This is a genomic window from Alteraurantiacibacter aquimixticola (assembly GCF_004965515.1).
Taxonomy (GTDB): Bacteria; Pseudomonadota; Alphaproteobacteria; order Sphingomonadales; family Sphingomonadaceae; genus Alteraurantiacibacter; species Alteraurantiacibacter aquimixticola.
Window position 1 is genome coordinate 815,208 of record NZ_SSHH01000001.1, and the last position, 17,942, is coordinate 833,149.

Annotated in this window: 15 protein-coding genes; 1 reads left to right on the plus strand and 14 read right to left on the minus strand. The window is 64.1% G+C overall.

Annotated features, from left to right (window positions below; translation table 11 throughout):
- Nucleotides 1-12: 12 nt before the first annotated feature.
- From E5222_RS03670 to E5222_RS03710, 9 genes are all read right to left on the minus strand, one after another.
- Entirely contained in the window at nt 13-1,707 is a 1,695-nt protein-coding gene (locus tag E5222_RS03670) for a carboxylesterase/lipase family protein (RefSeq protein WP_169053465.1), read from the minus strand.
- A gap of 132 nt (nt 1,708-1,839) precedes the next feature.
- Entirely contained in the window at nt 1,840-2,961 is a 1,122-nt protein-coding gene (locus E5222_RS03675) for a hypothetical protein (protein ID WP_136692350.1), read from the minus strand.
- A gap of 64 nt (nt 2,962-3,025) precedes the next feature.
- On the minus strand, nt 3,026-4,198 hold the full coding sequence (locus tag E5222_RS03680) for a hypothetical protein (protein WP_136692351.1): 1,173 nt from the start codon (nt 4,196-4,198) through the stop codon (nt 3,026-3,028).
- A 9-nt stretch (nt 4,199-4,207) separates the two neighbouring features.
- Nucleotides 4,208-5,254, minus strand: a complete 1,047-nt coding sequence (locus E5222_RS03685; RefSeq protein WP_136692352.1) for a hypothetical protein — start codon at nt 5,252-5,254, stop codon at nt 4,208-4,210.
- Complete coding sequence (locus E5222_RS03690) at nt 5,254-7,242, minus strand: outer membrane protein assembly factor BamB family protein (RefSeq protein ID WP_136692353.1); 1,989 nt, start codon at nt 7,240-7,242, stop codon at nt 5,254-5,256. The genes E5222_RS03685 and E5222_RS03690 overlap by 1 nt, the downstream gene beginning before the upstream one ends.
- 155 nt (nt 7,243-7,397) lie before the next feature.
- Nucleotides 7,398-8,036 carry a hypothetical protein gene (locus E5222_RS03695; RefSeq protein WP_211196080.1) on the minus strand — a complete coding sequence of 213 codons (639 nt, stop codon included), beginning with the start codon at nt 8,034-8,036 and terminating at the stop codon, nt 7,398-7,400.
- Complete coding sequence (locus E5222_RS03700) at nt 8,033-8,752, minus strand: HupE/UreJ family protein (RefSeq protein WP_246021530.1); 720 nt, start codon at nt 8,750-8,752, stop codon at nt 8,033-8,035. Before E5222_RS03700 ends, E5222_RS03695 begins: the two co-directional genes overlap by 4 nt.
- Complete coding sequence (locus tag E5222_RS03705; protein WP_136692355.1) at nt 8,749-9,099, minus strand: DUF3147 family protein; 351 nt, start codon at nt 9,097-9,099, stop codon at nt 8,749-8,751. The genes E5222_RS03700 and E5222_RS03705 overlap by 4 nt, the downstream gene beginning before the upstream one ends.
- A gap of 26 nt (nt 9,100-9,125) precedes the next feature.
- Nucleotides 9,126-9,683 (minus strand): hypothetical protein, encoded by a 558-nt coding sequence (locus E5222_RS03710; protein WP_136692356.1) that lies wholly within the window; start codon nt 9,681-9,683, stop codon nt 9,126-9,128.
- A 229-nt stretch (nt 9,684-9,912) separates the two neighbouring features.
- Here E5222_RS03710 and E5222_RS03715 point away from each other — a divergent pair, with 229 nt between their 5' ends.
- The gene (locus tag E5222_RS03715) at nt 9,913-10,314 is read left to right on the plus strand and encodes a c-type cytochrome (protein WP_136692357.1); all 402 of its coding nucleotides are present in this window, start codon (nt 9,913-9,915) and stop codon (nt 10,312-10,314) included.
- Between the two features lie 66 nt (nt 10,315-10,380).
- On the opposite strand, the gene E5222_RS03720 is transcribed toward E5222_RS03715, so the two are convergent.
- The 5 genes from E5222_RS03720 to E5222_RS03740 form a co-directional block, all read right to left on the minus strand.
- Nucleotides 10,381-11,367: a VOC family protein gene (locus E5222_RS03720; RefSeq protein ID WP_136692358.1), complete on the minus strand. Its 987-nt coding sequence runs from the start codon at nt 11,365-11,367 to the stop codon at nt 10,381-10,383.
- Nucleotides 11,368-11,396: 29 nt separating this feature from the next.
- On the minus strand, nt 11,397-13,343 hold the full coding sequence (locus tag E5222_RS03725; protein ID WP_169053467.1) for an outer membrane protein assembly factor BamB family protein: 1,947 nt from the start codon (nt 13,341-13,343) through the stop codon (nt 11,397-11,399).
- Nucleotides 13,344-13,417: 74 nt separating this feature from the next.
- On the minus strand, nt 13,418-14,500 hold the full coding sequence (locus E5222_RS03730) for an alpha/beta hydrolase (RefSeq protein ID WP_136692360.1): 1,083 nt from the start codon (nt 14,498-14,500) through the stop codon (nt 13,418-13,420).
- Complete coding sequence (locus tag E5222_RS03735; protein WP_169053468.1) at nt 14,497-15,750, minus strand: FAD-dependent oxidoreductase; 1,254 nt, start codon at nt 15,748-15,750, stop codon at nt 14,497-14,499. Before E5222_RS03735 ends, E5222_RS03730 begins: the two co-directional genes overlap by 4 nt.
- Nucleotides 15,747-17,861 carry a PQQ-dependent dehydrogenase, methanol/ethanol family gene (locus E5222_RS03740; RefSeq protein WP_136692362.1) on the minus strand — a complete coding sequence of 705 codons (2,115 nt, stop codon included), beginning with the start codon at nt 17,859-17,861 and terminating at the stop codon, nt 15,747-15,749. The genes E5222_RS03735 and E5222_RS03740 overlap by 4 nt, the downstream gene beginning before the upstream one ends.
- Between the last annotated feature and the right edge of the window lie 81 nt (nt 17,862-17,942).

Consider the following 17,942-nt stretch of genomic DNA (forward strand, 5'->3'; position numbering starts at 1 on the left):
CCAAACCGGGCGTCAGTCGTCGGCGATCCCCAACGGTTCGGCAACGCGCGCCTCGAACATTGCATCATACAGGCTGATCTTGGCCTCGCCCAGCCACGGACCGACGCCGGAGCCGTCTGCGTCGAGAATCATCGCTTCGTTCCGGCCCAGCTCGCCAATCGCGGGCCAGTGCGGCAGGCCATCGCCATTCGGATTGCCGGTCGCGGCGAAGTTCACCCAATATTGCGAGACCTGGTCGGCAAACGCCTCTTCGCGGGCATTACCGCACATCTGATCCACCGACGATCCGCCGGGGAAGGTGCGCGGGGCGCAGAGATTGTCGAAAACATAGGGAATCTCGCCCGTATGCGCTGCGCCAAGGTTGGCGCGATCGGCATCATAGGGCGGATCGTGGCGGAACCAGTAGTGATAGGCGCTCTTGCCGATTTCCGCCTGGTATTCGGCGAACTGGCGGTGCAGCCAGCTCATATTGTCGCCGAAGGGCATGGTGGAGGTCGCAACAGCTTCCTCGTCGGTGCTGACCGGGTAGGCGGCGCGGCCTTGTTCGACGAGGTTGCCCCAGCGGAAGGCTTCGCCCTGCTGCCAGCTGGCCAGCGTCGGCGGCGGGCCGAAGGCGGCGGTGAAGCTGCCTTCATCCTCATTCGAGCCATTGAGCACGTCCACCCGCAGCTGGCGGCCATTGGCGAAGGCGACCGAGAGGTCCTCGGGAATGATGTGCCCGTCGATGATCATGCCCTGTCCGGGCAGCTTGGCGTGGATCTCCGTTGCGGGGATCGCGCGCAGCTCGGCCAGGCTGGTGGTGCCGAAGTTCTCCTGCGCGGCATCGAGCGTCCGCTGTTGCGCGGTTTCGCGCGGGGTCATCGGCGCGATGTTGAGGCCCATCCAGTTGCCCGACTGGCTGATCACGCGGTGGACGAGGCCATCGGCAGGCGGCGCGCCCGCAAGGCCGCCATTCATCGCGGCACCCGCGCTCTCACCGAAGATGGTGACGCGGCTGGGATCGCCGCCAAAGGCCGCGATATTGTCCTGGATCCACTGCAAAGCGGCGATGGAATCGCCCAGCGCCTGGTTGCCGGAAGCGCCATGTGGCGAAGCGGCGGTCAGCTCAGGGTGCGCCATGAAGCCGAGTGAGCCGACGCGATAGTTGAAGGTGACCATCACCACGCCCTTCTGGGCAAGGTGGTCGCCTTGGCTGAAGGGAGCCGAACCGCCGCCCTCATTATAGGCGCCGCCATAGAGCCAGACCATCACCGGCAGCTTCTCGTCGCTGCTTTGGGCCGGGGTCCAGACGTTGAGATAGAGGCAGTCCTCCGAGATGCCAGGGCTGTCGGGCATGTCGGTTGCGGAATTGACCGGGAAGCGTTGCGGGGCGGGGTTCTGCACGCAGGAATCGCCCCATGTGTCCGCAACTTTCAGGCCGTCCCAGCCAGGGGCGGGCTGCGGCTGTTCCCAGCGCAGGTCGCCCACGGGCGGAGCAGCGAAGGGAATACCCTTGAAGACCGTGATGCCTTCCAGCGCGCCGGGCACCCCCAACAGCTCGCCACCCTGTGTCTGCGCCCGCCTGAGGCTGAGGGCTGATTGCGGTTGTCCGGCCGACACGGAGGCAGGAGGCGAGACGGTCTGGACCGGCTCGTAGGTGCCAGCGCAGGCGGAAAGGCCTGCCAGCAGGGTCGCACCGACGGCGATCCTCTTGGTGAAGGTGTTCATATGCGTTCTCTCCCCTGCATGTGCGGCTGCCCTACCGGGCATGGCCGCAAAAAAGGGGCGCTATCCGCTGTCTCGGCAACCTTCGTATGAAGGATGGCCGGACTGCAGACGCGCCCCTCTTGCGTTCACTCGTTACTGGTTCGCAGCTGCTTCGGCCGCGGCCGCATCGGCGGCTTCGGCGGCAAGGCCGGCGGAAGCAGCAGTGATGTAGTTGCGGACCTGCACATTGCCTTCGTGGCAGGCATATTCGAAGAACTCGTATTCCTCGTTGCGCGTCCAGTCGAGGCGCGCGGTCCACGGCGCGGTGTAAACCTTCGGATCGGTATAGGTCAGCTCGTAGACGATCGAGTCCGGACCGGTCATGGTCAGGCGTTCGACGACCACGGCTTCCTCGCTGGTGGGGATGGTGTTGAACGGCGGCACGCCCATGGTGGCCATGTTGAGCGGGCTCGGGCCACGCTCGGAAACCACGGTGGTGGCGCTGTCGCCGGCAACGATATTGGTGGTTTCGATTACCATCGTGTTGCCTTCCCAATAGCCGATCGACTGGCCCATCCAGGTGCGCACTTCGGCCGGCCAGCGCATCGCGTCCATCTCTTCCTTGCTGCCGACAATCGGGATGATGCGGCTGTCATGGATCATTTCGAGATTGATCACGAAATAGCCCGGCGCCTGCATCACCTGGATGCCGTTGTTATAGCGGAAGGGGAACATGGAAGCGGGGAAGCCACGGGTGACGCAGCGGTCCCAGGTGTCGAAATCGTCCACCCACTGGTGCACCGTGCCCGGCGTCCAGCTGGAACGGCCCGACTGGTACAGGTTCTGCGCCCATTCGGTCATCGCCGGCAGCTGGCCATTGGCCGGGCTGGCGAGCAGCGAGGTGCGGCGGCCCGAGGCATCGGATTCCACCCAGTGGCCGAAACCGATCGTGCCGCCTTCGTCTTCCGCGGCATAGCGTTCGTCAGAGGCATTGGCCTGCGCCTGGCGGGCGGCATATTCCTCATCGGTCAGCCAGAAACGGTCGCCATATTGCGCCGGACGGTTCATCGGCAGGCTGGCGATATTGTCGATCGGGAACATGCCGCGCAGGTCCGGATCGCCCCATGCGGTACGCGGGGGATCAAAAGTGGTGGGGACCGGCGGCATCACCGTCAGGTCCTCGGGAACCTGCTGTGCGCTGGCACCGGTAGCAGCGAGCACTGCCAGCGACGCGGCCGCCAGTACCTTGCCCATGGTGGAATTGAACTTTGCCATCTCTCGTCTCTCCTAAAAATTCCCGATGCGCGGACAGGCACGCGCGTGCCCGGGCATCATAGCATTACTCGTCGTTTCCTACACCCCGGCTGGCCGGATCCATGCTGGGCGGGGGCGCAGCATCAGGATCGATCGGCTCGACCATGCGGCCGCGCGCAAATTCCTGCTCGCGCGCCGCCCGGTCGGCGGTAATGTAATTGCGGACCTGCACGTTCCCCTCGTGGCAGGCATATTCGAAGAATTCGTAGCTGTCGTCGCGCGTCCAGTTGACGCGCAAGGTCCACGGCGCTTCCCACACGACCGGGTCGGAATAGGTCAGCTCGTAAGTGATCGTGTCGGGGCCGACCATGTGGAAACGCTCCACCGTGGTCGCTTCATAGCTGGTTGGCAGCGTGTTGTTGGGCGGCACGCCGCGCGTCGCCATGTTGAGCGGCGAGGCGCCGGGCTGGAGGTTTGTCGTCTCGACCACCAGCGTATTGCCATCCTCCCACCGGCCGCGGCTCTGGCCGAACATGCCGGTCACGCCTGCAGGCCATTGTTCGGTCTCTCCCGACACCGGAATGATGCGCGTGCCGAGCATCTCCAGCGCGATCACCACATAGCCGGGTGACTGGTAGATGCGGATGCCGTTATTGTAGCGGAAGGGCAGCATCGAAGCAGGGAAACCGCGCGTCCAGCAGCGGTCCCAACTGTCGAAATCACTCACCCAGTCGAAGGTCTGTCCGGCCACCCAGCTGGCGCGGCTGAACTGGGCGAGGCGGATGCCTTCCTCGGTCAGCGCGGGCAGCTGGCCGTTGGCGGGATCGACCAGCATGGAGGTGCGGCGGCTGCCGGCCTCATATTCAATCCAGTGGCCAAGGCCGATCGTGCCTTCCTCATCCTCGGATTCGTAGGCTTCTTCCAGCGCTTCCACGCGGCCCTGTTCGGCGGCGATTTCCGCCTCGGTCTTCCAGAAGCGGTCACCATATTGCGCCGGGCGCTGCACGGGCAGTTCGGCAATGTCGTTGATCGGCCAGGTACCGCGCAGGTCCGGATCGCCCCAGGCAGTGGTTCCCGGCTGGTAGGCATCGGAGACGGCGGGCATGGTGGTCAGGTCGTCAGGCACGGCCTGCGTGGTTGCAACCTGCTGCGGTTCGGCGGCCCGCGTCGTCTGCATGCAGGCGGACAGGGCCATGGTGGCGCCGGCCAGCAGGCTAGCCTTCAAAAGGTGTTTCGCACGGATATGCGGGCGGTACATTACTTGCTCCTACTCGGACCCGCCGACCGCCGCCGCAGCGGCTTCCGCGCGTTCGGCGCGGCTGGCGGTAATGAAGTTGCGGATCTGCACATTGCCTTCGTGGCAGGCGTATTCGTAAATCTCGTAATCCTCGTCACGCTGCCATTCGAGACGCGCTGACCAGGGCTGGGTGAAGACGACCGGGTCTTCCCAGGTGAATTCGTAGATGATCTCGTCCGGGCCGACCATGTGGAAACGCTCGACCAGGCGGGCCTGGTTGCTCACCGGCGTATCGTTTTCACGCGGGGAGCCGGTGGTGCCGATATTGGTGGCGGACGGGCCAGGCTTGAAATTGGTGGTGACCACTTTCAGCGTGTTGTGATCTTCCCACTCGCCCCGGCTTTCGCCCAGCCAGTGGTCGATCTGCGAGGGGATCGGTGCGCTGCCATCGGTCGGGATCAGGCGCGTTTCGTGCACCATTTCCATCTGGATCGCGACGAGTCCCGGCGACTGAAAGATGCGCATCCCGTTATTATACATGAACGGGAACATGGAGGCGGGCAGGCCACGCGAAATGCAGCGGTCCCAGCTGTCGAAATCATGCCAGGTGTCGAAGGGCTGGCCCTGCACCCAGGTGGAGCGCATGGCATCGGACAGGCGCTGGCCTTCCGCCGTGAAAGCGGGCAGCTGGCCATTGGAAGGCGAGGTGATCCAGCTGGTGCGGCGATTGGCTGCCGCGACTTCGGCCCAGTGGCCGATGCCCATCGTGTCCGTGCTGTCTTCGTTCTGGTAGCGCTGCTCGAGCGCTTCGACCATTCCGGTGCGTTCGGCGAATTCCTCCTGCGTCAGCAGCTGCCGGTCGCCGTGCTCCGCCGCGCGTTGCAGCGGGGTGCGGCCGTTCAAATGGTCGATAGGCCAGCCGCCGCGGAAATCGGGCTCCCCCCATGCGGTCAGCTCGGGCTGGTAGTCATCGGACGGGGCGGGGAGGACGGTGAGGTCCTCCTGCGCCCACGCACCGCTACTGGCCAGCGCCGCGCCGCCCAGCAGGGCGAGCGTCGTCTTCCGCAGCGCCGACATCAGTTGCCCGCCGGAAGCGCGAAGGTGACGTAGCGGCTCTCACCCGGTTCGGGCAGGCCGAGACCGCCGAGGAAGTGGCCGACGCCGCCCACCGGCACGGTGATGTACTGGCGGCCATTCACTTCATAGACGGCCGGAACGCCTTCGGTCGCCGCGTCGAAGCGGTGTTCCCACAGAACTTCGCCGGTCGCCGCATCGCGGGCGCGGAAGGCGCGGTCGGAGGCGGTGTTGACGAAGAGCAGGCCGCCCGCCGTGGCGATCGGGCCGGAACGCGGCGCCTGAGCGCCCACGCCGGTAATGCCCTGTTCCTCCAGCGTCAGGATCTCGCCATTCGGAATGTGGAAGATCCGCTCGCCCGTATTCATGTCATAGGCGGTGAGGTTGGAGAAAGGCGGCTTGATCGCGACCATGCCGTTCGACTGCAGCATGAAGTTGACCGGCCAACGCCAGGGAACATTGTCTTCCTGCGCGTTCGGCATGGCGGCCAGCGCGCTTTCGCGATTGTCCTTGTTGATCTTCAGCAGCAGCGGCAGTTCGCGGCTGACGACATAGAGGCGCTGGTTCACCGGATCGACCGCGACATTGCCCCAGTTCGCACCGCCATTGTGACCCGGATGCGAGATCGAGCCACGCTCGGACGGCGGGGTGAAGATGCCGTCATTGCGCCATTCGTTGCGCAAACTGTTGCGCAGCGCTTCCTGGTCAGCCTCGGGCAGGTAGGGGTTGATGTCGTCCTCGGTGAAGCTGAGGCGCATGAAGGGTTCGGGCCAGGTCGGTACCGGCTGGGTGGGGGAGGCATGCTCGCCCTCCACATCTGATGCCGGGACAGCCACTTCCTCGATCGGCCAGATCGGCTCACCCGTCAGGCGGTTGAAGGCGAAGACATAGCCGTGCTTGGTCGCCTGGATGACGATCGGGATATCCTGGCCGTCCTTGGTGATCGTCATCAGCTTGGGGGCGACCGGAAGGTCGAAGTCCCACAGGTCATGATGGACGATCTGGAAGTGCCAGATGCGCTCGCCAGTCTCGGCATTGATGGCCACCAGCGAGTTGGCGAACAGGTTATCGCCCTCGCGGTTGCCGCCGTAGAAGTCATAGCGGGCGGTACCGAAGGGCACGAACATGATGCCGTTCTCGACGTCGATCGTGCTTTCCGACCAGTTGTGAACGCCGCCGAACTTCTCATGATCCTCGGCCGGCCAGGTGTCGTAGCCGAATTCGCCTTCACGCGGGACAGAGTGGAACACCCACTTCAGCTCGCCCGTGATCACGTCATAAGCCTGCACGTCGGCGGGCGAGGATGCATAGTCGTAGGCGCCCGCGGGCAGCGACATGATGACGGTGTTCTTGTAGATGCGGCCCGGATTGTTGGTCATCAGCGGGTTGCCCGGCATGGCGACATCATCCGCCAGCGCATCGCGCAGGTCCACGCCGCCATTATTGCCGAAGCTGGTGATCACCTGCCCGGTGGCCGCGTCGATGGCGCGCAGCATGCCGCCATTGAGGACGATCAGGCGGCCTTCAGAACCGTCTTCGCTTTCCCAATAGTTGACGCCGCGCGAGCCCGCGCCACGGCCTTCGAGGCTGGAGACCCACAGCTCCGAACCCGTTGCCGGGTCGAGCGCGACGATCTGGCCCTGGCCATTCTGCACATACATGCGGCCGCCGCCCACGGTGGGGCTGAAGATCGGGGGCTGGCCTTCGCCGGTGGCATAGGTCCAGGCGACTTCAAGCTGCGAGACGTTGGAGCGGTTGATCTGGTCGAGCGCCGAATATTGCGAGCTGTCGCCACCGCCCAGATAGCCGTCCCAGCCGACGTAATCGATGGCGGAGGACGGCGCGGCGGCCGTGGTGGTCATGCCGGAATCGTAAGCGGTGCTGCAGGCGGCGCTGGCCATGGCGAGCGCCGAAATGGCGGCCAGCTTCATCCCGCGGCGGCCCATGGCACGCGTGCCAGCACTGATGTTCGACAGATTGATCACTACCATCTCCCTATGGTGTCATGCGGACGGCGACCCGTCCGAAATTTGCCACAACCTAGCCGCAAGCTGCGCGCAACAACAAGGCCCTATAAGGCCTCGAATTTGACTTAATCCGGAATTTTTGTCGCCAATTGTAACATCGGCGACAGGGGCGCTTGTCCCTATTCGGCATCCTGCATCGCATGGCCCGCTGCAGCGCCTTCAACGGTGTTCTCCACGCCTTCCAGCGGGCGCTCGAATTCGCCTGCCTGGCTGAAGATCTCCGAATTGGTCATCCCGCCCGTGGTTTCGAGGGTGAGCGTGACCGGCTCCAGCGTACGGTTCTGCCAGTACCAGCCATGAATGCCGGTGAAGGGCGCGATGTAGACGCCTTGCATCGCCTGCGCCGCATCCACGCCAAAGCTTTCGGTCATCTCCACGCCGCCCTCGAACGGGTGGGCATGCATATCGTAATTGAGTGTGTCCGACCCTTCCCAGCGGAAGGCGACGCGCGCGCCTTCTGGGATGGTGTATTTGAACTCGACCGATTCATAGGGTTGCAACTCGTATGTCCAACTGTCGGCAACGCCTTCCTCGGCCGCAGGCGGCGTGTCGGAGAGCAGCAGCACCTCCTGCGTCTCCATCCGCGCCATGCCGCGCTCCAGCTCCGGATTGTCGGGATCGGCGATCTTGGTGAGGCCCGTTGCCGTGCCGATGCCGGTGGGATCGTACCCGGTCTCCGCCGGGATCACGAAGGCGACGGCGATGAAGGCGACAACTGCTACGCCGGCAATGATGAGAGGCTTTTTCGAAGTGCTCATGATGACAAATATCCTTGGATTTGCACGGCGGTGAGCGCCACGCCCACCGCGATCAGCGCGATATTGGCGGCCTTCGCATATTTCGCAAAGCTCGGCCTATTGCGCCAGGAGTTGAACAGGGTGACGACGAAGGCGAGGACGATGACCTGCCCCAGCTCGACGCCGACATTGAATGAAATGAGATTGGTGAGCAGGCCGTTGGGCGAAACCTCCAGGTCCATCACCTTGGTGGCAAGGCCCATGCCGTGGAACAGGCCGAAGACCAGCACGGCAAGCCGCGTATCGATATTGAGGCCGATCTTCGCAAAGCCGCCGATATTCTCCACGCCCTTGTAGATCACCGACAGGCCGATGATCGCATCGATGATATAGGCATTGGCGCCAATCCCCATCAGCACGCCGCCCATCAGCGTGATCGAATGGCCGATCGTGAACATGGAGACATAGAGCACCACGTCCTTCAGCCGGCGCAGGAAGAAGACCACGCCGACAAGGAAGGCGATATGGTCATATCCCGTCACCATGTGCTTGGCGCCGAGATAGAGGAAGGGGAAGATCGCCGGGCCCTCTATCGACTGGACGAAAGCCTTGTCCCCCTCCGCCACGTCATGCGCGAACGCGGCGAAGGGGGCCAGCGCCACGGTGACCAGCACCGCAGCGAGGGTAAGCAGCGCCCAGCCAATGGGCGAGAGGCGGAAGGCGCGAAGTGCCGTCACAGCCTGATCCCCACCTTGGGCGCGATAAGGACCATCAGCGTGTAGAGGACGATGGTCAGCACGCATCCGGCTGCCAGCGCGGCCCAGAAGCCCACCCCGTTGCGCATCATCAGCGGGATCGCGAGGAACATCGGCAGCGAGGGCAGCACGAACCAGAAGGTCGCGGCGGAATGATCGGCGAGGCGCTCCGCATCGCCCGTATCATGCCACAGCCAGATCATGGCGAGCACGGAAACCAGCGGCAGCGAGACGATCAGTGCGCCCACACCGGGCCATCGCCGCGCCACTTCGGATGCCACTGCGATGATTACGCCCGACAAAAGCGCCTTGATGATCAGGTAGTACATGGTGCCACCGCTCTGTCCGCTCGACCCTATTCGCCGGAGCCTTCCATATATTCCTCCAGCGTCTCGTCGGTATTGGGGCGATTTGCGTCGGTCTGGACGGTGTCGACCGTTTCGCCCTCGGGCAGCTCGGCGGGCGGATACATCTGGTGGCAAGCGGTGCACACGGCATAGACGGTGCCGCCCACTTCGAACACGGCCTCGGGATCCTTCGCCAGCGCGGCCTCTTCCGCCTGCGTTGCGACATCCTGCAATCCTTGCGCGAATTGCAGCCAGTCATCGCCGCGGCCATCGGCATAGGCGGGGCTGGCGAGCACTTCGCCAAATTCGCGAAGCTTGACCGCTGCGGCGCTCACCTTGGCCCATTCCTCGTCGGTTTCGGGTTCGAATTCGGTGAAAACGGCTTCGCCATCCACCAGCTCGCTGACCGCGCCGACCGCGCCCCAATAGATCTCTGCCGTGGGCTGCACTTCATTCGCCATGAACTGCTGCGCGGTGCCATATGGCATCTCCACGGGTTCTTCCCCGCAGCCGGCGAGTGCGATGATCGGCAGCATGAGTGCCGTCTGGCTGAGAATTCTACGCATGTGTTTTTGCCCTTCCATTCCTCTACCCTGCATCATGGCTCTAGCAGCAGCGCCATACTAGCCACAACTGACATATGGTTGACAGCTGTTAGTTGACAATGTCCGAAAATTTCGGACAAGCGAACCACGCATAAATCTCCGGTAAATCTTGACTCGGGTAGGAGGTTTGTTGACTAGGGCCGCGAATTTGCGACCCTCATGAACAGATTTGGAAAGGTGGAAACGGGATATGGCTGGAAACAAGGGTATTGCTGGCAAGTGGTTCAAGACGGGCGTGGCTACGCTGGGCGCTGCGGCGCTGGCTTTCCCGCTGGTGAGTGCGGTTGCCACCCCTGTGGATCCGACCCAGGCTCCGGTTGAGGAAGTTGCCGAGGCGGCCCTGACTGCAGAGCAGGCGGACGAAGCGCGCGGCCTGTTCAGTTCCTGGTCCTGCGGCGTCTGCCACGCGATGGCCGATGCTAACGGCACCGGCCACATTGGCCCGTCCTTCGATGGCAATGATGCGATGGACAAGGACTTCATCGTCGCCCGCATCACCAACGGCCAGGGCGCCATGCCTGCCTTTGGCGGCCAGATCACCGATGAAGAGATCGACCTGCTGGCGGCCTATATCATGGAAGCCAAGAAGTAAGCTTCGGCTACTTCGGACTGATTGAAAGAGGGGATCCCGCAAGGGGTCCCCTTTTTCGTTGCGGCCTCAGTTCTGTCCTTGCGCAGTGCGGCTGTTGGGGCCGACCTGCGCGAAGTAGTTGGTCACCCCGTCCGGGTCGCTCAGCCATACGGTGATGAGGTCGAACCCGCGCAGCTTGTTGAGCGGGGTTTGTACGCCGATATCGCGGTGATCGCCGCGGGCAGCAGCCAGCGGGGCGTCGGTGACGACATACTGGATGCCCGCGCTGCCATTGTCGGCCCCGCCGCCAGCGGGCGTCTGGTGCAGGAAGATCGTCGTCTCGTTGAAGTTGTAGGGGTACTTGGTCACGCCCAGCTGCGCGTCCTCGACAGGCGGCAATTCGGTGAGGCCGACGAATTCGCGGTAGAAGGCACGACTTTCGGCGAGGTCGGACACGCCGATGCCTACGCCCACACCGTCATCCGAATGGTCCTTTGCCGCCGGATCGATCACGATCTGGATCGGGAAACCGCCCGGATCATCGGTCAGTGCAACCCAGGTCCCGTCCGCTGCCTCGGTGAATTCCGGAGTGTCGAACCCGGTCTCGGCGAAGCGAGTCTGCACAGCTTCTGCATCGGGGAAGGTCAGGCGGAAATAGCGGATGCCCGTGCCGCCCGTGACGCCGCCCGAAAGGTCGTAGAGCCGGTCGCCCACCTGTCCGGCCGACAGCTTGATCTGCATGCTGCCGACCCCCGTCAGGATCATCTGCTGCGTGCTGGTCAGCTGGATCGGATTGAGCGAGCGCAGCGCCAGCGCGTTGACATAGAAGTTCACCATGTCGTCCGTGATCTCACGCGGGAAACGGCGGAACACGTTCATGCCGCCGCCGGTGACGATATCGGCATTGGATGCCTCAAGCTGCGCCTGCGTCAGCTCGCCCGGTGCATAGGCAATGTCCTCGGCGCTATCCATCAAGGCGCCTTCGGGCGTGGTGATGGCATTGTCCTGTGCATTGGCGGCACAAGCGGCCAGCGCGATGGCGGCGACGCCGGCGAGGGCTGTCTTGATGGTCATGGTTCTCTCTCCCTTGGTCATGGACAGGCCTACTCAGGCAGCGCCCATGTAATCAGCATCTCGTTATTGGCAGGCCGCCTGTCCGGCCCCAGCACTGGCGGCCCGAAGGCGGAGCCGGTGGCGAGCACGGCGATATATTGCCGCCCGTCAGCGCCGCGATAGCTCATCGGTATGGTCATGGCGGCATAATCCAGCTGCTCACTCCACACGAGCTCCCCCGTCTCGCTGTCGAAGGCGCGCAATATGCCATCGGAGGTCGCGCCGATGAAGACCAGCCCGCCGGCTGTTACCATCGGCCCGCCGAAAGTGTTGTTGGAGCCGGTATCCTGCTTGTCCTCGCCCAGCTCGGGCGTGGTGCCGAGCTTGCTCGCCCAGGCCACCTCGCCAGTATTCCCATCGACCGCCACCAGCCGGCCCCAGGGCGGGCGGATGCAGGGCAGGTTGACGTTCCTGCCATTCTCGTCGGTGAAGCTTGCGGAGAAGCTGGAATAGGCGCCGGGACCGGAGAGGCTGCCCCGGTCGTAGGGCTGTGCGGAGCCGGAGGTTCCGCGGCCATAGTTGCCCTCTGGATCGCGCGCTTCGATCCAGCCGATCGAGCCGCTCTCGGACGTGTTGACGTAAATATAACCTGTCGTCGGATCGACCGCGCTGCCGCCCCAGTTGGACCCGCCATTGTGCGGCAGGTTGATGGAGGCGCGCGGGGGATCGCCTTCCTCATGGAAGAAGAAGGGCGTGAACGGTCCCGAATTGAAGAAGGTGCCGCCATAGGATGCGAGCAAGTCGCGGCAGGCGGCCGCGTGTTCGGCATTGGTGTCCTCTGCCGTGACCACATCGGTCGGGTCCCACCACATGCGGCTGAGCGGCTCGGGCTTCACCGGGATGGGTTGCGTCGGGTGGTAGTATTCACCTGGCACATCGGCTGCGGCGACCAGCATTTCGTTCACGCCATGCACCGGCTCACCCGTGCGGCGGTCGAGGATGTACATCAGGCCTGGCTTACCCGTTTCGGCGAGGGCGGGGATGGTCTCGCCATTCACCTCGACGTCGACCAGCACCGGCGGGGCGGGGAGGTCCCAATCCCACAGATCGTGATGGATGGTCTGGAAGTGCCAGCGATATTCGCCCGTCTCCGCGTCCACGGCGACAACCGAGTTGCCGAACAGGTTCGCGCCCGGCCTGTCACCGCCCCAGTAGTTGGGGCCGGGACTGCCGAGCGTCATGAAGATCAGCCCGGTCTCGACATCTGCGGTGGTGTACCACACCCACATGTTCGCGCCGGGACGGTTGCGCCAGCCATCGTCATGCCATGTCTCGTGCCCGACCTGGCCGGGCTGGGGGATCACGTCGAACTCCCACAGCTTCTCGCCGGTGCGCGCATCGAAAGCGCGGCTATTGCCGCTGGGGCCTTCGGATATCTCCGGCGTCAGCGCACCGATCACGAGGACATTGCGAAAGATGCTGGGCGGATAGGAATAGGCGGTGCCTTCGAATTCCATCACCCCGCCATCGCCGAACTCGCTGGCGAGCGAGCCGTTGGCGGCGTTGATCGCGACCAGCGCATTGCCCTTGGAATAGAACAGCCGCGGCGCGCGCTCGCCATCGCCGGGCCAATAGGTGACCGAGCGGCGGATCGTCGCGCCTTCCACCGCATGGCGCCACAGCTCGCGGCCCGTGTGGGCCTCAAGCGCCACCACCGCATCGCCCAGCGGCATATACATCACGCCATCGACAACGACCGGCACCGTACCCGCCAGGATGCCGCCCCCGCCATCGGGCCGCAGGCGGAAAGTCCAGGCATGTTGCAGCTGGTCGACATTTTCCGGGGTGATATCGGCGAGAGGGGCGAAACGCTGCCCGGCATGATCTCGCGCATAAAGCGGCCAGTCACCGTCATCGGGCACCATTGCACTTTGTTGTGCCATCAACGGCGTTGCCATCATGCTCGCCGCCAGCATTGCGGCCAAACTCTTGCGCATGGACGATCCTCTCCCCTGTCCCGTGTCTCGATTCCGCAAAGGCCTATACCGAAAATAGTTAGCTGGGCAAATTATTATAAGGAAAGCTTCTCCAGCCATCCGGCAATAGCTCCGGCGATCTCGTCGCTGTTGCGTTCAAGCTGCATGGCATGGCCGTTGCCGTGAATTCCGAGGTTTTCGAGCCGCAAATGCTCGACCGAGCAGCCCGCCTGGCGCAGGAAATGGACGATGGCGTGGTTGTCCGCCGCCATCCAGCTGGCCTCTGCCGTCAGCACGACGATGGGAATGCGGGCGAGGTTCGGCAGTTGCCGCGCTGGCTCGGCCTGTATCTTGTAGGGAACGAGGCCCTCGCCGGGAGAGGGCTGGTCCATGCTCGCCAGCGTCTCGCCGTTGGCAAGCGGCGGATCGAAGGCGAGCGGGGCGTGGGTGATGCCGAAGGGCAGGGGACCGCTGATCGCCTCGAAAGGCGGGCCCAGCGGTTCGACGGCCACGATTGCCCTAACCAGTTCCGGTTTTGCATCGGCGATCAGCCAGCCCGGAGGTCCGCCAGCGGAATGGGTGAGCAGGATGGCGGGGCCGATACGTTCGAGCAGCTCCGCGCCCGCGCGCTGCGCATCGCGCTGGCTCTCCGCATGGTCGGCGAGCGTTGGCCCGGTTCCGGCGAGGAAGGAGAGGAAGGCGGGGTCTTCCATCGTCCCGTCGCCCGGCCATTGCGTGTGCAGCTTCGCCTGCGGGTAATTGTCCTCGAAATCGCTTGGGCGGGTGAACAGTCGTTCGAGGAAGTGGGTAGGGCCGGGCCTCGCCATCTCCCCCTGGAATTCCGGATTGAAAGGACTGCGGCCGTGTTGCGGGCGGTCCACCACATAGACTGCCCGGCCGTGGCGGACGAACCAGTGCACCCAGCCTTCGCGCCTGTCCGCCGTTCCGAGGAAATCGGTCCCCTGTCCCCCGCCGCCATGGATCATCACCACGGGTGTCTCGTGCTTCAGTTCGGCGGGTATCCAGTATTCGACATATTGCTGCCCGCGCATGGCCTTGCCGGCCGCCGGGTGGTCCACCAGCTCGCCGCCGGTCCAGAAGAAGCCCTGCGCGGCGAGTTCGAGCGGATTGCCGCGCCCGGCCTGATGCAGGTCCTGCGGGCGGTAACTGCGGGTCAATGGATCTGGCCCTGCCGGTCGCGGATATTGATCGCCACGCGGTCGGACGGATCGGCATCGGCCCAGCGTGAATTGGGGTGCAGCACGTCGCCGATCACCTTGTAGGCGAACAGCATCAGCAGAGCGCCGCTTTCCGGGTTTGTGTCCAGCGCCTTGATATGGGCGAGGTCCTGCTGCCGCTTTTCCGGGTCCTGCTCCTGCAGCATGCGCTTGTTCTCGGTCGCGGCCGGGGTGACGACGTCCCAGAACACCCGCCGCCTTTCGTCGCTGAAGCGGTCGAGGATGCTCTCGTCCTCCTCGCCGCGCAGCACCGCGCCCAGCACGTCCGCAAGTACGATGCCGGTCCACAGGCCGGAAGTGAGGCCAAGCCCGCCGCAAGGGTTCGTCGCATGTGCCGCATCGCCAGCAAGCAGCACGCGGCCCTTGCGCAGCGTCTCGCCCGCGCGCTGGTGGAGCATGTAGGGGCTGGAGGAGACGATCTCGTAATCCTTCCTCCCTTGCATGAACCATTCGTAGCGCTGGTGGATGCGGTCTTCGTAAGTCTCCAGCGGCAGGCTGGAGTCCTCCATATAGGTGCATCGCCAAAGCCCCTCGGTATCGAGTTGCGCGATCACCGCCATGTTGACCGGGTCGCAGACGAAATTGGCCTGTTCGTAGCCGAGCTCGCCAAAGGGGAATTTCACATTGGTGGCGACGAAGCGTTCGGGCCAGGTGTGGCCCTCGAACTCGATATCCGCCAGCTTGCGCACCGTGCTGCGCGCGCCATCGGCACCGATGAGCCATTTGGCCTCGTATTCAACTTCGCCATCGGGGCCGGTGGTCATAGCGAGGATATGGTCCGCATATTCCTCGAAGCCGTGCAGCTCGGTACCGAAATGGACTTTCACGCCCAGCTTCTGCGCATGCTCCATCGCCACGCGGGCGACATCGTGCTGGCCGACATGCAGCTGGTAGTCGTACTCTATCCCCTCGATCGGCTCGGTGACGACGACCGAGTGGTAGTCGAACTCGGGCACATGAGTGCCGAAGGCGCGGTTGCGGAAGCCTATCGCGTCCAATTCGTCGAGGATGCCCAACTCCTCCAGCACCAGCAGGGTGGAGGGGAAATAGACCGCCGCGCGCGGCGAATTGATGATGTGCTCCTCGCGCTCGATCACCCTCACGCTCGCACCCGCTTGCGCGAGGGTGAGCGCGGTCAGCATGCCGACCGGGCCGGCACCGACGATCAGGACATCGGTGGCCTCGCTCATTGTCCTGGCGCCTTCGCGCGGCGCGCTGCTTCGGTCAGGACATAGGCGCGCACCGCCTCCACCTGGTCGGCATCGATCCAGGGGGAGAAGCTGATCATCCCGCGGTCGGCAAGGATGCCTTCGGTCACCACCGCCTGCCATGCCTGCGCGTCCCTGGCGGCAGGGCTCTTCATCAGGTCCGGATTGACCGGACCGTTATGGCAGATGGTGCAGAAGGCGAAGTACTGTGCCTGACCTTCCGCCAGCTGCTCGGCAGTGAATGTCTCGTCGTTGGTCACATAGGGACGCGGTTCGATCGGGGGCAGGGGATCGATCGTGCCCGTTCCGCCAATCTTGAACACCAGCAGCATGCCATTGGGCGGCGGGCGGCGCATCCAGTCAGTCTGCGTCGCCATGCCCATGGAGCCGCCATAGCCGGCCATCACCGCGATATATTGCTCGCCATTGACGCGATAGCTGATGGGGCCGGCCATGATCCCGCGTTCGCCCTGCCAGCTCCATACTTCCTCGCCCTTGTCCGCCGAATAGGCGACGAAGCGTCCGTCAGGCAGGCCCTGGAAAACGAGGTTGCCGCCAGTTGCCAGCGTGCCGCCGTTCCACGGCCAGTCTCGGCGCAATTCCCATGCGACCTCTTGCTTGACCGGATCCCAGGCCTGCAGCTTGCCGTAGGTGATGGAGGAAAGGTAAGCGCGGCGTGCCTCCGGCGTTGCCCCCGGCACCGAACCTTCTGGTGGGGCGAGGAAGGAGACGCCGGTATTCCAGCGCCCGATATGCCGCTCGAAATCGGAATCGTCGGCATAGGCGTTGGGCACCTCCATCACGGGGATGTAGACGAGGCCGGTATCGGGCGAATAGCTCATCGGATGCCAGGCATGGGCGCCAATACCCATGGGCGTGATGAAATAGGGCGCATCGGCAAAGCGGGCCTCGGGAATCTCCACCGGCCGACCGGTTTCAAGGTCGATCCGCTCCGCCCAGTTCTGCTCGGCATAGGGCTCTGCGCTGATCAGTTTCCCGGTGGCGCGGTCGATCACGTAGAAGAACCCGTTCTTCGGCGCCTGCATCGCCACCTTGCGTGGCTCTCCGTCGATCTCGAGCGTTGCCAGCGTGATCTGCTGGGTGGCGGTGAAGTCCCAGGTCTCGCCGGGATTGATCTGGTAATGCCACTTGTATTCGCCCGTATCGGGATCAAGCGCGAGGATCGAGGACAGGAAGAGGTTGTCGCCCTTGCCGTCGCTCCGCACGCGGTGGTTCCACGGGGAGCCATTGCCCACGCCGACAAGCAACTGGTCGAATTCGGGATCGTAGACGATTGAATCCCAAACCGTGCCGCCGCCGCCAAGCTCCCAATAATCGCCGAACCACGTCTCGCCCGCGAACTGCTCGAAAGCTGCATCCGATGCTGCGCCGTCGGGGCCATCCGCCGGATTGCCGGGCACGGTGTAGAAGCGCCAGACGAGGTCGCCGCTATCGGCATCATAGGCTGAGACATAACCGCGCACGCCCATCTCTGCGCCTGAATTGCCGATCAGCACCTTGCCGCGCACGACGCGCGGGGCGCCTGTGATCGTATAGGGCTGTTCCTGATCGACGGTGACGACGTCCCACTCGACCTCGCCCGTTTCGGCATCGAGCGCGATCAGCCGCCCGTCGATCGTGCCGGAAAAGACCTTGCCGCCCCACACGGCGACACCACGATTGACCACGTCGCAGCAGGCATGCGCGCCCTTCGCGCCGTCCACTTGCGGGTCGTGGAACCACAGTTGCTCGCCCGTCGCGGCATCGACCGCCATGACCTTGGACCATGCGGTGGTGAGGTACATCACCCCGTCGACCACGATGGGGGTCGCTTCCTGCCCGCGATTGGTATCGAACTCGACCGCGAAGGCGAGGCTGAGGTCGCCGATATTCTGCGTGTTGATATCGGCCAGCGGTGAAAAGCGCTGCTCGGCATAGGTGCGGCCGTGCGAAAGCCAGTTATCCGGATCGTCTTCCGCCGCGAGCAGGCGTTGCTCGTCGATCTGTCCGAAGTTCGATGCGCTGTCCGAACAGGCGGCCAGCGTCAGCGTGGTGGTGGCAATGGCAATCGTGGCAAGCCGTGCAAGGCCCATATTCCGCTTCCCCTCCCAAGGAATCATCCGCGCCCTTTGCGGGCGTCATCGTCACGGGTGTTACAATGGGCGGGCCGCCTT